Below are 14599 nucleotides of genomic sequence, written 5' to 3' on the forward strand. Positions count from 1 at the left end.
TCTTCGAAATACGGGTCACAACGACCTGATGAGGTGACGATGCACATCCTGAAGTTGGGCGCTCGATTGACGTCGTCGGTCCTGATCGCAGCGTCAACTCTCACTCCGTCGTGGGCGGCGGCAGACGCGGTGGGACCTCCGAAGATTGACCTTGCGCAGGCATGCTTCGAAGGACAAACTCCGATCCCGTCGGGGCCGCTGCGAATTGAACCAGACGGTGGCCATTCATACCTCTACACGACGCCCACGGGTGAATCGTTCACCCAACTCATGCCTCCGACATCGTTTGACCCGCTGAAGGCAAGCGATGACGCCCTTATCAGGTATGGCTACACACCACGACCGGTCGACCCCGTTGAGCTAGATGCATGGCTCGCCGAGGCAGGGGGATATCGTCAAGCTGCGGACGAGGCCCCGATATTCTGCAAGATGCCCCGGCCCGATCCTTTCGCAGCAATTCCAAGCACCCACACTGCGACGACGTTCTGGTCCGGCGAGGAGAACACCGTTGGTGGTTACCAGAGGGCCGTAGGGGACTTCATTCAACCATCGGTCACAAATACAACCAATTCATCAATGCTCAACTGGGTTGGGCTGACTGGCAGTGGTTCAAAGCACGTCCTGATCCAGGCCGGGACCGTGAACGAACCCGGAAACCCGTCTGTCGGATACCCCTTCTGGGAGTTGTACTGCACGTGGTCGCCGAGCTGCAACGGATACCAGCCAGACAAGCGTTACACAGCTACACACGGAACTCACGTGTCGATATCTGTCTCATATAATCCAGCAACCCACCTCTCCTACTACCACGTCCGTTTCAATAACGTTCTGCGAATCAACGTTCAGTATTTAATCCCTGCGGGTTCGGTTTCAGGAGCGTCCGCATTGTACATAGGTGAGAGAGTTCTAGGGCCCCCGCAGCGAAACCTTCCGACATTCGCCCTGATGCAATGGCTCAATCTACGCACGTTTCCTGTATGGAATCAATCAACCTACACGTATTTCGGCGACCAGGCACACACCAACATCGAAATGTCCAAAAATGGCACCTTCTACACAGTCCCACCGTGTACCAATGCCAACATCCTGATGTATCCAACGCAGCAATCAAGGACTGGATTCTATAACGTGTTCTGTCGCGCCAGTTAGTTTCACCTGCATACGACCAACTTATCGCGAAGACGTGACCCAAGGCGCCGTCCCGTTCTTACCCTGCGGAACAAGGTTCGCAATCGACTCCGTGCGTACTCCTATCAAGTCTCCGGATGCGTCGAAGCATTTGGCTGTGATGATCGTGCTCAAAGGGTAGCTTTCCAAGCCAACGGCCGAGCTGAAGGCGTGCCAACCGCTACCTATCGCTTGTAGTTGCGACGGCCCTGGTGCATCGTCCGAAGAATAGACGTCTTCGTGGGCACCGCTAACCGAGACTGTCACCCTTGTCACATCCGGTCGCGTTGCCCCCCAAAGGACGCCCGTGTAATCTAGGGCGAGATAGGCGAGAGGATTGTCAGTCCCTGTGGCAACCGACCGCACTGGTGGCCCAGCTAAGGCTCTGGTATTCGATACACACATCACACCGTGTCCTGCTTGACCCGCCGACGAGTAGATGCTGAGCGCCGGGATTGGCGCGCCATTCACAGAAACCACACCCTCGTACCAAGCAGAATGGTCGCCACCTGTCGCACTCAACCAAAATCGCGCAAACTCCCCGGTCGGAGTGTCGCATACCAGTTCCGGATTGTCGGGAACTGCGATGACTGGCGCAGTCTGAGTGCCAGTGCTCCGATTCAAGCTCGACAGGACGAATATTGCGAGGACACCGATTGCCACCGCTAGAGGTGCTAACACCGGCAGCCACCTACGCACACGGTATCGACCGGCACGGCGCAAAGGTGGTGGCGCAACCTCCTCGCTCAGACCCCGATCGAATTGAGAATTCTCGTCTGGATTCGCGGCAATCCTTGAGATGCGTTCATACAGCCCTGAGCTAGCACGCACCTCGTCGAACGCAATCACGATCCATTGTAGATCCGGCTCGATCTTGTCTCGCGCTTTCAACATCCTATCTCACTCTCTCGCAGCCCGATTGTCAGTCTCGGTCGGGGATCCATTTGATCGCAACGTCTGGAGCGCTTCGTGCGTGATTCGCCGGACCGAGCCGGGCGCTTTTCCTAGCAGTTTCCCGATATCTCCGGAAGACATTCCATCAATGAATCGCAATACAACCACTGTTCGTTGCATCAGGGATAGCGTTTCGAGTGCTCTAAGCGCGTCTACCGTGTTCACGGCGCGCATAGCGACATCTTCTTCAGACTCAAGATCTGCTGATAGTACTGAAGTCACAGACTGGCGTCGCACTTGATTCAGATGTTCGTTGACGATCGCGCGGCGCATATATCCGCTTGCCGAGTGGCGAATGTTGTTCCAATGCGGCAAGCACTTGACAAAGGCATTAGCAACCAGGTCCTCGGCGGTCGCCCGATTGCCACACAGCGCGTACGCGAAACGGTAGAGGGTGTCGAGGTTCCGTCGTGCGAAGTCCTCTACGCTCAGCGGGGTCGCCCGCGAGGACGGTTGAGTCACGAGCACTCACTCCCTTCCACCGCACTATCCCTACTCAGTACTAGACACCCGGGACCGTCAGAGCGTTCGGACGGTTCACCCGTTCGGGTGAACTCCGAGAGCTCGGCAGGATAGCCATTCTTCTGGCACCGATGTGTGGGTTTGGTGTGTCCCGGCTGGAACGATCGGCTCGGATCAGGGTGGACCGCTCCTGCCGCGCCGTCCAGCCGACGGGTTTGTCTGCGACGTGGCTGGGTCAGTGCCCCTGAGCCAGGATCGCAGACGGACGGCACCAGCGACCTGAGATCTGCGACAGAAACGCCCGGTGCCGGTCGGTCGACCGGCCCCGGGCGCTACGGGTGATGCTCCGCAGGAGCTACTTAGGAACCACGACAGCCTTGAGGGCGTCACCCAGGGCATTGGCCTCGTCCGCGGTGATCTCCACCACCAGACGTCCACCGCCTTCAAGGGGCACCCGCATGACGATGCCTCGACCCTCCTTCGTCACCTCAAGAGGACCATCCCCGGTTCGGGGCTTCATGGCCGCCATCCTCGCTCCCTCCAACACAGTGAACTCGCGCCCGTTCGCGCGAACTGGTCCATTCTCCCACGAGGCGCGCACGTACCGGAAACGCGCCCGCATGGCAGGCTGACGGAGTGACCGAACCAGATTCCCCCGTTCTGCTGGCCACCGACGGTGGCGTCGCCACCATCACCCTCAATCGGCCGCGCGCCTACAACGCCTTCGACGGCACGATGAAGCCGCTGCTGCTCGACGTGCTGCGCGGCGTCGCCGCCGACGCAGCGGTCCGCGCGGTGGTGATCACCGGCGCCGGTAAGGCGTTCAGCGCGGGCCAGGATCTCAAGGACCACCTGCGCAACGTGCAGGCAGGGGCGGCCGGCAACACCGTCACCGACTTCTTCAACCCGATGCTCGAACTGGTAACCGGGATGGCCAAACCGGTGATCGCCGCGGTCAACGGCGTTGCCGCCGGAGCCGGCGCGGGGCTCGCCTTCGCCTGCGACCTGCGGGTGGTGGCCTCATCAGCGGTGTTCCGGACCTCGTTCGCGCAGGTCGGCCTGTCTGCGGACTCGGCATTGTCGCTCACCCTGCCGCGGCTGATCGGCGCCGGCCGGGCGCTGCAGCTCACCCTGCTCGACCAGCCGCTGGACGCCGCCACCGCGCTGGCCTGGGGCGCTGCCACCGCTGTGGCCGACGACGATGCGGTGGTAGCGGAGGCGACCGCGCTGGCCGCCCAGCTCGCAGCCGGCCCGACCACCGCCTACGGCTGGATCAAGGCCTCGTTCGCACAGGCCGCGAACGGTTCGCTGACCGACACCCTCGCGTTCGAGAATCGTGCCCAAAAGGCCTGTTTCGGCTCCGCCGACCACCACGAGGCGCTGAGCGCGTTCGTCGAGAAGCGGCCACCCGTGTTCACCGGGCGCTGAATCCGCCGATCGGCCGCCGATCGGTCCACCGCGGTGGTCGCCGTCACGTAATCTGGCGTTGTGGGTCCAATGGGAGAGCTCGGGGCGTTGTTCAACCCCGGCATGCGGCACGAGATCGAAGAGCGCCAGTCGAAGGCGTCTCGGCGTGAGGAAGAGGGTCAGGCCGACCCCGGCAACCTGCGCATCGACCTGCTCTCCGGCGTTGCCGTGATCAACATGGGCAGCAAGGCGACCGGCACCGACCCGGAGGGCGAGGACGTGACGGACCCGGAGACCACCGAGGCTGACGACACGGCGGCTGACGACAACCCGGCTGACGACAACCCGGCTGACGAGAACGGCAGCGGCGCCGCTCCGGAACACGGCGATACCGAGGAAGCGGTGCAGAGCACCGACGACGACTCCGCCGAGGTGACCAAGGCACCGACCGCCGACACCGGAACCGCGCCGCGGCTGCCGGCGGGCAGTTCGGTGTCCGCCGACGGCGACATCGACGCCGATGCGTTGCAGATCGCCCGCGAGACCTCGAATACCGAACCGCCGGTCTGAGTTCAGCCGGTATCAGGACTGGCTTCGCAAGCGTCCGCAAGCGTCAGCCGGTCGCCCGCCAACAGTCGGCGACGTGGTCGTCGACCATCCCGGTCGCCTGCATCATCGCGTAGGCCGTCGTCGGCCCGATGAACGCGAACCCCCGCCGCTTGAGCTCCTTGGCCATCGCCGTCGACTCGTCGGTGATGGCCGGAACTTCGGCCAGCGTCGCCGGGCGCCGGCGGGAGGCCGGATCCGGCGCGAAGGACCAGAGCAGGGCATCCAGGCCGTCCGGTAGCGCCGCCGCCACCTTGGCGTTCGCGATCGACGCCCTGATCTTCGCCTGGTTGCGGACGATCCCGGCGTCGTTCATCAGCCGTTCGTAGTCACCCTCGTCGAACTCGGCGACCGCGTCGATCCGGAAGCCGGCGAACGCCTCCCGGAAGGCCGGTCGCTTGCGCAGAATGGTGATCCAGGACAGCCCGGACTGGAAGGCCTCCAGGCATATCCGCTCGTACAGCGCGTCGTCGCCGTGCAGCGGTGTGCCCCACTCCAGGTCGTGATACTCGACGTAGTCGGGCGTCGCCGTCGCCCAGCCGCAGCGGTGGCGCTCGGCGGCCGTCACGACCCCTCGCCCGGGTCCGACGCCGGGAACCGCCTGGTGACGTCGTCGTCGTGGCCTCCCGGGTTGGCGACGCCGACCGGGTAGCCGGCAGGTTCAGGGTGCGCTGCGTCGAGCGCAGCCGGCGCCCCGTCGCTCTCGGGCAGCACTCTGCTGGTCGTTGCCTGCTCCTCGGCCGCTTCGGGCAACACTTCCGGTGCGTCCGGTACATCGTCCGGGTCGCCGCCCAGGTCACGGACCTGGCCACGCAACCGGTCCAGTTCGTCGGCCAGCCGGTCCAGGGTCCAGTCGACATCGCCCATCCGGTAACCCCGGACGCCGACGGCGAACCGGACCTTGCGGATGTCGTCGCCGGCCGGGGCCTTGTCCGGCAGCTCGGCCGGCGAGGTGCGGGCCGGCAGCGGCGCCAGCTGCTCCCCACGGCCGAACACCCAGGCCGCCAGGAAGAAGACGACAAGGCCGATCGCCGCCGCGATGACGAGGTACTCCAGAACCGTGATCACGAAGACGATGGTGCCATGTTCCACCGACCGTGCGATGAGGGTTGGTTCCGACCGGCGTCCGAGGGTCGACGAAAGCGGTACTTCGACGCCTATTCAGACCAGGCCGCGCCTGACCCGCAGCGGGGCGAAGGTGCCCTGGACCGCCGCCACCATCTCCAGGGTCTGCCGGGTGGCGGCGACGTCGTGCGCCCGGAACACCGCCGCGCCGGCGGCGGCGGCCAACGCGGTCGCGGCAAGCGTGCCGATCAGTCGGTCGCCGACCGCGGCGTCGAGCGTCTCCCCGACGAAGTCCTTACGGGACAATGCCATCAGCACCGGCCAGCCGGTGGCCACCAACTCTCCGGTGCGCTGGACCAGTTCCAGTCCGTGATAGGTGTTCTTGCCGAAATCGTGGGTGGGGTCGATCAGGATGCCCGCCCTCGGCACGCCAGCGGCGACCATCTTCTCGGCGGCGCTGGTGGTCTCGGCGACGACGTCGGCGACCACGTCGGCGTACCCGACCCGGTGCGGGTTGGTCCGGGGTACCGCTCCCCCGGTGTGTGAGCAGACGATGCCGGTGCCGTACTCGGCGGCGACGTCCGCCAGACCGGGATCGGCGCCCGCCCAGGTGTCGTTGAGCAGATCGGCGCCTGCCCGGCAGGCCTCGACGGCCACCGGCGAACGCCAGGTGTCGACGCTGAGCACCAACTCGGAATGCCGGGCGCGGACCTTTTCCAGGAACGGGACAACCCGGCGGATCTCCTCCTGCACGTCCACCACCGGTCCGACGCCGGCTTTCACTCCGCCGATGTCGACCAGGTCGGCGCCCTCGGCCACCGCCGCATCGACCGCCTCCAGGGCGGCCTGCTCGGCCCAGGTGGCCCCCTTGTCGAAGAACGAGTCCGGGGTGCGGTTGACGATGGCCATCACCGCTGCCCGATCGGCGCGCAGGGCCTTGCCGCGGAGTTCGACCACCGGGCGCGAAGACGTCACCTTGGCAGCTTAGGGGCTGCCCGCGGCGGCCGGTCAGCTCGTCGACGACTCGATGAGTTCGGCCAGCCCGGCGGCGTCCAACAGGTCGACCGGCGCCAGGGTGACGCCGTCCGCGACGTAGTGGAACGCCGCCCGCACCCGCCCCAGCGCAAGCCCGGACAGCTGCGACCAGGCCAGCCGGTAGGCGGCGAGCTGGACGGCGGCGGCTTCGGCATCGGCGGCCGACGGGCGTCGCCCGGTCTTCCAGTCGACGACGGTGTCACCGCCGTCCGGATCAGTGAAAACCGCGTCGATCCGGCCGCGCACACCGACCGGCCCGACAGTGGTGGCGAACGGCACCTCCACCCGGATCGGTGTGCGATCGGCCCAGACCGACGCCAGGAATGCGGTCTTGAGTACCTCCAGCCGCTCATCGGCGGCCGCGTCCCGGTCGTCGGCGCCGGGCAGCTCGTCCAGTCCGAGCAGCGCCTCGCCGGCGAACCGGTGTTCCAACCAGAGGTGAAAGGCGGTCCCCCTGCGGGCCTGCGGCGCCGGTGGCTGCGGCACCGGACGGCGCAGCCTGCGCGCCAACCCCACCGGGTCGGCAGCCAGGTCGACCAGGGCAGACACCGAGACCGTCCCGGGCAGTTCGACATCGATCACCGAGGTGGTTCGGGATCGTCGTTCGGCCAACAGCGCGGTGACGTCGGCGGCCCAGCCGAACGGGTCGGGTTCGATGTCCGGTGCCGGTGCGATGTCGGCTGCCGGTGCGATGTCCGGTGCCGGTGCGATGTCCGGTGCGGACGCCGATGTCTCGGCCGACGCCGAGAGCGCTGCCAGCGCAGTCACAACCGCATCGGCTCCCTGCCGGATCCGGGCGCGTGCATCGCCCAACGGATCCTGCGGCCAACCCGCGGTCCGCGGAGTCGCCGTCAGCGGGTTCTGTTCGCCGTCGGCCGGCGGATCCGCCCAGCAATCCGGCTCGACGTCGATTCCCGGCCCGCTGCCCAGCTCCCGCAACTGGGTGAGGAACTCTCCCGGTCCCCGCGGCCGGACGCCGGTCGATCCCCAGTGGTGCGCGGAGAACAGCAGGTCACCCTGCGACCGGGTGACCGCGACGTAGGCCAGCCGCCGTTCCTCTTCCCGCTGCCAGTCCTTGAACGCAGCCAGATGCGCCTTCAGTACCTTGGCCAGTTCGCCCTGGTCGGCGTCGGCCGGCAGCCGCAACGCCGGTACGTCGTCGACGTCGCCGCGCAGGTCCGGCGGCAACTGCGAGGCGTCGGACAGCCAGCTGACCGCACGGTCGGAGGGAAACACCCCGACCGACAGGTGCGGGACCGCCACCACGTCCCACTCCAGCCCCTTGGCGGCGTGCACGGTCAGGATCTGCACCCGATCGCTGGTCGCCTCGACCTCGCCGGGCGTCAGACCCTCTTCCCGTTCCTCCGCGGTGGTCAGGAAGTCGAGCAGCTCGACGACCCCGCCGCCGAGCTCGGCGAAATCGTCGACCACCTGGGCGAACGCGTCGAGGTGTGCGCGCCCCTCCGGCCCGGCGACCGCGACCTCAACATCCAGCCCGATGGTGCGTTCGACGTCGGCCACCAGATCCGGCAGCGGCTGGGACAGTCGAGCCCGCAACGCGGTCAGCTCGTCGGCCAGGGCGGTGATCCGGCGGAACCCGGCGGCCGAATACCCTTCGGCACCACCGGGATCGGCGATCGCATCGACCAGGCTCGGGACGTCGTCGGCGTCCTCGGCGCCGGTGGCGGCCTCGGCCATCGCGGCCCGGACGGACGCCGCGAGGTCGGCCCCGGGCGCCGGGCGCCGGCGGCCGGACAGTTGTTGGGCCCGGTTCGCCAGGGCGGCCAGATCGGCGGCGCCCAGCTGCCAACGGGCACCGGTGAGGACCCGCAGGGCCGACGCACCGGAGTTCGGATCGACCAGCAGGTGCAGCACGGCGACGAGGTCGGCCACCTCGGGTTCCTGCAGTAGACCGCCCAGCCCGACCACCTCGACCGGCAGCCCGCGGTCGCGCAGAGCCTGCGCCAGTTCGTCCATGTCCCGTCGTCGGCGCATCAGCACCGCGGTACTCGGCGGCGGACGGTCGGCGTCGGCCGCGGCCAGCCAACGGGCGGCGAGATGTTCTGCCAGCCAACGGTTCTCGTCACCGATGGTGCGAAACAGGCCGTACTGCAGTCGACCGGCAGGGGCGTCCGGCCGCGGGCGCAGACCGTCGACATCACGACGGATCGGTGCCGACAGGCCGTTGGCCATGGTCAACACCTCCGGTGGATTCCGGAAGCTGGTGAGCAGGGTCAACCGAGGCGATGGCCGCCCGTCGTCGAGCTGGAAGTCGTCGCCGAACCGGGTCAGGTTCGAGGCCGATGCGCCCCGCCAGGTGTAGATCGACTGCACGGGATCGCCGACCGCCGTTACCGGATGGGCACCGGAGCCGAACACCGACCGCAGGATGATCCGCTGGGCATGCCCGGTGTCCTGGTACTCGTCCAGCAGCACCACCCGGTAACGATCGCGCAGCGCGGCGCCGATCGTCGGGTGGCCGGCGACCAGCTCGGCCGCCAGCTGCATCTGGTCGGCGAAGTCCACAACGCCCTGGTCACGTTTGGCCGCGGCGAAGGCCTCCACCAGCGGCAGCACCCACCGCCGCTGCTGCAGGTTCTTCACCCTGGCGGCCAGTTCGGTCATCAGCGGCCCCTTCTGCCGCGACGTCGGCGGCGCAGCGGTGATCCGGGTGATCAGCGCGTCCAGGAACTCGGCCAGCTCGGCCGGCCGGCGCAGATGATCGGCCAGGCCACCGGAGAGGGCGAGCAGCGTCTCGGTGACCCGGTCCGGCCCGGCGTCGGTCTCCAGGTCGTCCTCCCAGCGGCCGACCAGCCGACGCGCCAGTTGCCAGGACGAAGCCGGCGTGAGCACCCGGGATGACGGCTCCACCCCGACCAACGGGCCGTACTCACCGATCACCCGGCCGGCGAAGGCGTGATAGGTCGATACCTCCGGCTCGGCGCCGGCCAGCGCGTGCGCCACGTCGTCGGGCACGGTGCGCAGCCTTGCCAAGGTGCGCAACCGGGTCCGGATGCGCTCGGCCAGCTGTCCGGCGGCCTTACGGGTGAAGGTCAGCCCGAGCACCTGCTCGGGCGCGACCAATCCGTTCGCCACCAGATGGACCACCCTGGCCGCCATCGTCTCGGTCTTGCCGGAACCGGCACCGGCAACGACCAAGAACGGCTGCAGCGGCGCCTGGATCACCGCCACTTGTTCGGCCGTCGGGGTCGGCAGCCCGAGCAACTGGGCCAGCTCGGCCGCCGAGAACTGCTGCCGGAGTTGCGGTGTCGTCAACGGGTCACCTGCCGACCCTCGGACTGCAGCGGACAACACGACCGAACCGGGCAGCGGTCACAGTCCGCGTTCTCCTGCGCCAGCAGCGTCGCGCCGGCCAACCGGGCCGCCGATTCCCTGATCGCCCCGACGGCCAGCTCGGCCAGCTCGGGATCCAGCGGCGGTTGCGGGCGCGGGTTGGCCGAGCCGCTGCGAACGTAGAGCAGTTGCGCGCCACCGGATTCGCCGTCCACACCGTCAACACCACCGAGGGTGACGGCGACCTGGTAGCAGGCCAGCTGCAGATTCCTGGCCGCTTTCTCCTTGGACTCAGGGGTGACGCTGGTCTTGAAGTCGGTGACCAACAGCGTGCCGTCGGCCTGCCTGCCCAGGTGATCGATCCGGCCGGTCATCCGGGCGGTGCCCAGGTCCAGATCGATGGTCAACTCGGAACCGACGGTCCGCGCCCCGGCGGCGGCCTGCTGATCGAGCCAGTGGGCGATCGCCGTGGTCATCGAGGTGACGGCCCGCCGAATCCGGCGGACCTGCCAGTCCGGAAGCTGTTCCTGCCCGGCCAAGAAGGTATCGATCTCGGCGACCACCGCCGGTTCGGACATGCCCTGGGACAACCCTTGGGCTGCGGCGTGCACGACCATCCCGATCAGCTGCGGGTCCTCGATCGGCCCACGGGCGCCGCGGCGCTCAAGAACACCGCGCAGGCTGCACTGCTGCAGTCGCTCGACCGCCGACGGCGACACCGCGACAGCGGTGCCGGACGGGACGGCCGGCGCGTCGCTGGAGACGCCGGCCAGCGCGTACCACTGGCGCGGATGGGCGCCCGGTACCCCGGCCGCCGCCAGCCGGGCCAGCTGGGCGGCGGCCTGCTGCCGGACCTCGGGGTCGGTCGAGGAGCTGACGGCCCGCCGCAGTTCGCCGACCAGTTCCGGCAGGTGGAACGCCCGCCGGGTGCCGGCCCCGTCCCGCGGCCAACCCTGCTCGACCGACTGCCCGCCCTCGCTGTCGGTACCGGCCAGCTCGTCCAGAAATCGGGACGGTGCCCGGTCCTCACCCGAGCTCGCCGTCACCAGCAGCTCGCGCCGAGCCCGGGTGCAGGCGACGTAGAACAACCGACGCTCGTCAGCCAGCATTGCCGGGGTCCGGGACAGCGCCGGGTCGATGTCGGCCGCCCGGTCCAACAGATCCTCGGTGGCCAGCAGGCCGGTCCGGGTACGCAGGTCGGGCCAGCTGCCCTCCTGGACCGCGGCCACCGCCACCAGGTCCCATTCCAGCCCCTTGGCCGCGTGCGCCGACAGCACCGTGACCACCTCGCCGGCCCGTCCGGCCCTGGCGGATCGCTCGCCCGGGAGCTGTTCGGACAACGCCTGATCGATGAACGCCCGGACACCGGCGCCGGGCAACCGGGCCGCCAGCTCTGCGGCCTGGTCGAACAGCGCCACCACCGCGTCCAGCGCTTCGTCCGCACGGCGGCCGGCCCGACCGCCCCGCTCCGCGGCGGTGGTCAGCTCGGACTGCAGCCCGGTCCCGGTCCAGACCCGCCAGAGCGCCGACTCACCGTCTGCAGCGGCGGCCGCCTGTTGGGCCGCGCGGAGCAGGCCGGCCAGCCGGCGGACGGTCCTGGCCTCCGGGAGGTCGGCCAGCCACCGGGGCTCATCCTCCTCACGGACCAGCGACGCCAATAGTTCGGCCAACAGATCGGCCGTGGAACCCGGTGCTCCGGCGGGCCTTTCCGTCGGTACCTGATCAGCCGCGACCGCAGGTGCCTGGTCAGGGGCGGCCGCGGCCAGCCGCGCCGCCCGCCGCAACCGGCGCAGGGCGAGCGCGTCCAGCCCGCCGGCCCCACCCAGCGGTGCGGTGAGCAGTTGCTGGGCCATCGCGCCGTCCAGCAGCTGCGGATCCGCCCCGAACTGCAGCAGCCGGATCAGCGTGTCCGCCAACGGGTCGCCGAGCGCTCCGCGGTCGGCAGGCGGCACGGCCAGCGGCACTCCGGAGGTGGCGAACGCGCGCCGCAGGGCCGGCAGCGCGGCGGCCGGGGAGCGCACCACCACCGCCATCTCCGACCATGGAACGCCGTCGATCAGGTGCGCCCGACGGAGCCGGTCGGCGACATAGGCGGCCTCCCGGGCCGCCGTCGGGAGCACCCTGATCTCCACCACACCGGCCGGCACACCGTCGGCGGCGAACAGCTCACGGTGATCGGCGGTGCCGGGCAACAACGCGGCGACCCGCCTGGTGGCCGTCAACAGCGCGAGGCCGGCCCGACGGCTCACCGACAGCGTGACCGTCCGATCGACCTCGATCCGCCGGAGCGCGCCTGGATCGGCACCGCGGAAGCCGTAGATCGCCTGATCCGGATCGCCGACCAGCACCAACTCGTCGGCGCCGGCGGCCAGCCGCTCGACCAGGGCTGCCTGCGCCGGATCGACGTCCTGGTACTCGTCGACGAAAACCCGCCTGATCCGGCGCTGCTCGACGGCGAGCACGTCGTCGCGACTCAGCAGTTCCAATGCGGCCAGCGTCAACTCGGCCTGGTCCAATGCCGTCCCCAGACCGGTGGTGCCCATCCGCAGGTCGACCACCTGTTGGTACTCCTTGGCCAGGCCGGCGGCCGCCACCCACTCCGGCCGCCGGTACCGTCGGCCCAGTGCGGCGATCGCCGCCGGCGACAGCGCCCGCTCGCCGGTCCGCAGCACCAGGTCGCGCACCTCACCCGCGAACGCCCGCGATGCCAACGCGGGCCGCAGCTGCCCGGGCCACGCCATTCCGCCCTGCGCCAACTGCCCGGCCAGCAGGTCGGCCACCATCCGGTCGGACTCCGCGGCGCCGAGCATCCGCGGCGCCGGCGCACCGGACCGCGCGGCCTCGGCCTTGAGCAGCGCGTACGCGTAGGAGTGCAGGGTCCGGACCAGCGGCTCTGCGGTGGTGACGCCGAGCCGACGAGTGATCCGGTCGGTGAGCTCGCGGGCGGCGCGGCGCGAGAACGTCAGCACCAGAACGGATTCCGGGTCGACTCCGCGGGCCTCGACCCGCTGCGCGACCGCCTCGACAATGGTGGCGGTCTTCCCGGTGCCGGGGCCGGCCAGCACCCGCAACCGCCCGCCGGCATGTTCGATCACCTGTCGTTGATCGGTGCTCGGAACGAGCACACCGACGCCGCCGCCCGGTCGCCGGAGCCGGTAGCGCACCCCGGTCGACCCGGGCCGCTGATCGGTGGCGGCGCTCGCTGTCATATCCGGCATGCAACCATGCAACACCGACACTGCGGAACCGGCCCACCGCCGGGCTCAGCGGCCGAGCGGGTGCACCACCCTGGAACGGACCTGCTGGGATCCGACCACGAACCGTCGCCGCAGCGTCGGCACCACTTCGATGCCGGCCGTCCGCGCCAGCCTGAGTCCGACCACCAAGGTCACCAGTCCCGGCACGATCGCGCCGAACAGCAGTGCATAACGCGGCCCGAGATTCTCGTTGATCGCGCCGACCAGCGGCCCGCCCACGCAACCGGCGCCGACCACCACCAGCAGGTACAGCCCCATGATCCGGCCGCGATTGTGATCGCGGGCGGCCAGCTGCACACCGGCGTTGGCCGACACGCCGAACACCACCGAGCAGAATCCGACCGCCACCAGCGACACCGCGAAGGCGGCCATGCCAGGGGCCGCAGCGGCAACCAACTGGGTCGCTGCCAGCCCGGCTGCCAACCCGACCAGACCGCGCAATCGCAATTCGACGCGGCGAGCAGCCGACAGCGACCCGATCAGTGAACCGACGGCCAGCGCGCAGGTGAGCAGCGCGAAGCCACCGGCGCCCACCTCGAACACTCCGTTGGCGAACGCTGCCATGGTCACCGGGAACGACACGGTGAATATCGAGAAGACCGCGACAAGTACGGTCGGCCAGCGCATCTCGGGTCGACCGAACAGCTCGACAGCGGTGCTCACCGGCTGGTCGTCGGTCGTCGCAGCGGTCACGGCCGCTCCCGTCACCTGCAGCTCGCTGCTGCGGATCCGCAGCAGCGCAACCAGTACCACCGTGAAGCTCATCGCGTTCAGGGCGAACGCGGCACCGATCCCGATGGTGGAGATCAGCGCGCCGGCCACCGCCGGCCCGACCAGCGCGCCGAGCTGGAACGCGGCCGAGTTCAGACTGATCGCGTTGCGCAGCAACCGCGGTCCGACCATCTCGTTGACGAACGCCTGCCTGGTCGGGTTGTCGATCGCGATCGCAATGCCCAGCACAACAGCAACCGCGAAGATGTGCCAGACCTCGACGGTGCCGGTCAGGGTGAGCACCGCGAGCACGCCGGCACAGCTGCCCATCACGATCTGGGTGCAGACCAGGACCGTGCGTTTCGGGAAGCGGTCGGCCACCAGTCCACCGACCGGGCCGAACAGGATCGACGGCAAGAGTTGCAGCGCAACGATAACGCCCACCGCCGTCGGGCTCTTGGTCAAGGTCAGAACGAGCCAGTCCTGGGCGATGCGCTGCGCCCAGCCGCCGACGTTGGAGATCAGCTGACCGCTCAGGAAGATCCGGAAATTGCGGGTGCGAAGGGAGCTGAAGGTGGCCGGCCGGTCGGCCGCGGAGGCGCGCGGACCGGCGGTGCTACGGGTGAACAAGGGGGTCCCAA

General features: G+C 68.8%; 11 protein-coding genes. 3 read left to right on the plus strand and 8 right to left on the minus strand.

The annotated features are described in order from the left end of the window. The first annotated feature begins 39 nt into the window (after positions 1-39). Positions 40-1149 (plus strand): G1 family glutamic endopeptidase, encoded by a 1110-nt coding sequence (locus K340_RS34895; RefSeq protein WP_161632031.1) that lies wholly within the window; start codon positions 40-42, stop codon positions 1147-1149. Between the two features lie 918 nt (positions 1150-2067). Here the strand turns inward: K340_RS34895 and K340_RS37420 are convergent. Together K340_RS37420 and K340_RS26405 are read right to left on the minus strand one after the other, a co-directional pair. Then, a complete protein-coding gene (locus tag K340_RS37420) occupies positions 2068-2589 on the minus strand; it encodes an RNA polymerase sigma factor (protein ID WP_084613894.1) in 522 nt (173 codons plus the stop codon). A 349-nt stretch (positions 2590-2938) separates the two neighbouring features. Continuing rightward, positions 2939-3112 carry a DUF3117 domain-containing protein gene (locus K340_RS26405; RefSeq protein WP_084613963.1) on the minus strand — a complete coding sequence of 58 codons (174 nt, stop codon included), beginning with the start codon at positions 3110-3112 and terminating at the stop codon, positions 2939-2941. A 107-nt stretch (positions 3113-3219) separates the two neighbouring features. On the opposite strand from K340_RS26405, the gene K340_RS0100225 reads away from it, so the two are divergent. Together K340_RS0100225 and K340_RS36350 are read left to right on the plus strand one after the other, a co-directional pair. Continuing rightward, a complete protein-coding gene (locus K340_RS0100225; RefSeq protein ID WP_029135221.1) occupies positions 3220-4011 on the plus strand; it encodes an enoyl-CoA hydratase-related protein in 792 nt (263 codons plus the stop codon). 69 nt (positions 4012-4080) lie between these two features. Continuing rightward, positions 4081-4560, plus strand: coding sequence for a DUF6191 domain-containing protein (locus tag K340_RS36350; RefSeq protein WP_037362115.1), 480 nt, complete (start codon positions 4081-4083; stop codon positions 4558-4560). Between the two features lie 43 nt (positions 4561-4603). Here the strand turns inward: K340_RS36350 and K340_RS0100240 are convergent, their stop codons facing one another. The 6 genes from K340_RS0100240 to K340_RS26420 form a co-directional block, all read right to left on the minus strand. Beyond that, a complete protein-coding gene (locus K340_RS0100240; protein ID WP_029135222.1) occupies positions 4604-5164 on the minus strand; it encodes a DNA-3-methyladenine glycosylase I in 561 nt (186 codons plus the stop codon). After that, on the minus strand, positions 5161-5664 hold the full coding sequence (locus tag K340_RS34905) for a DivIVA domain-containing protein (RefSeq protein ID WP_084613964.1): 504 nt from the start codon (positions 5662-5664) through the stop codon (positions 5161-5163). Before K340_RS34905 ends, K340_RS0100240 begins: the two co-directional genes overlap by 4 nt. Positions 5665-5757: 93 nt before the next feature. Continuing rightward, a complete protein-coding gene (gene folP, locus K340_RS0100250; RefSeq protein ID WP_029135223.1) occupies positions 5758-6636 on the minus strand; it encodes a dihydropteroate synthase in 879 nt (292 codons plus the stop codon). A gap of 33 nt (positions 6637-6669) precedes the next feature. Next, positions 6670-9972, minus strand: coding sequence for a UvrD-helicase domain-containing protein (locus K340_RS0100255; RefSeq protein WP_051264670.1), 3303 nt, complete (start codon positions 9970-9972; stop codon positions 6670-6672). Continuing rightward, entirely contained in the window at positions 9969-13199 is a 3231-nt protein-coding gene (locus tag K340_RS0100260) for an ATP-dependent helicase (RefSeq protein WP_051264672.1), read from the minus strand. Before K340_RS0100260 ends, K340_RS0100255 begins: the two co-directional genes overlap by 4 nt. A gap of 54 nt (positions 13200-13253) precedes the next feature. Continuing rightward, positions 13254-14588, minus strand: coding sequence for an MFS transporter (locus tag K340_RS26420; protein ID WP_051264674.1), 1335 nt, complete (start codon positions 14586-14588; stop codon positions 13254-13256). Positions 14589-14599 lie beyond the last annotated feature (11 nt).

The sequence above is a fragment of the Nakamurella lactea DSM 19367 genome (assembly GCF_000426645.1).
In the GTDB taxonomy this organism is placed as follows: Bacteria; Actinomycetota; Actinomycetes; order Mycobacteriales; family Nakamurellaceae; genus Nakamurella; species Nakamurella lactea.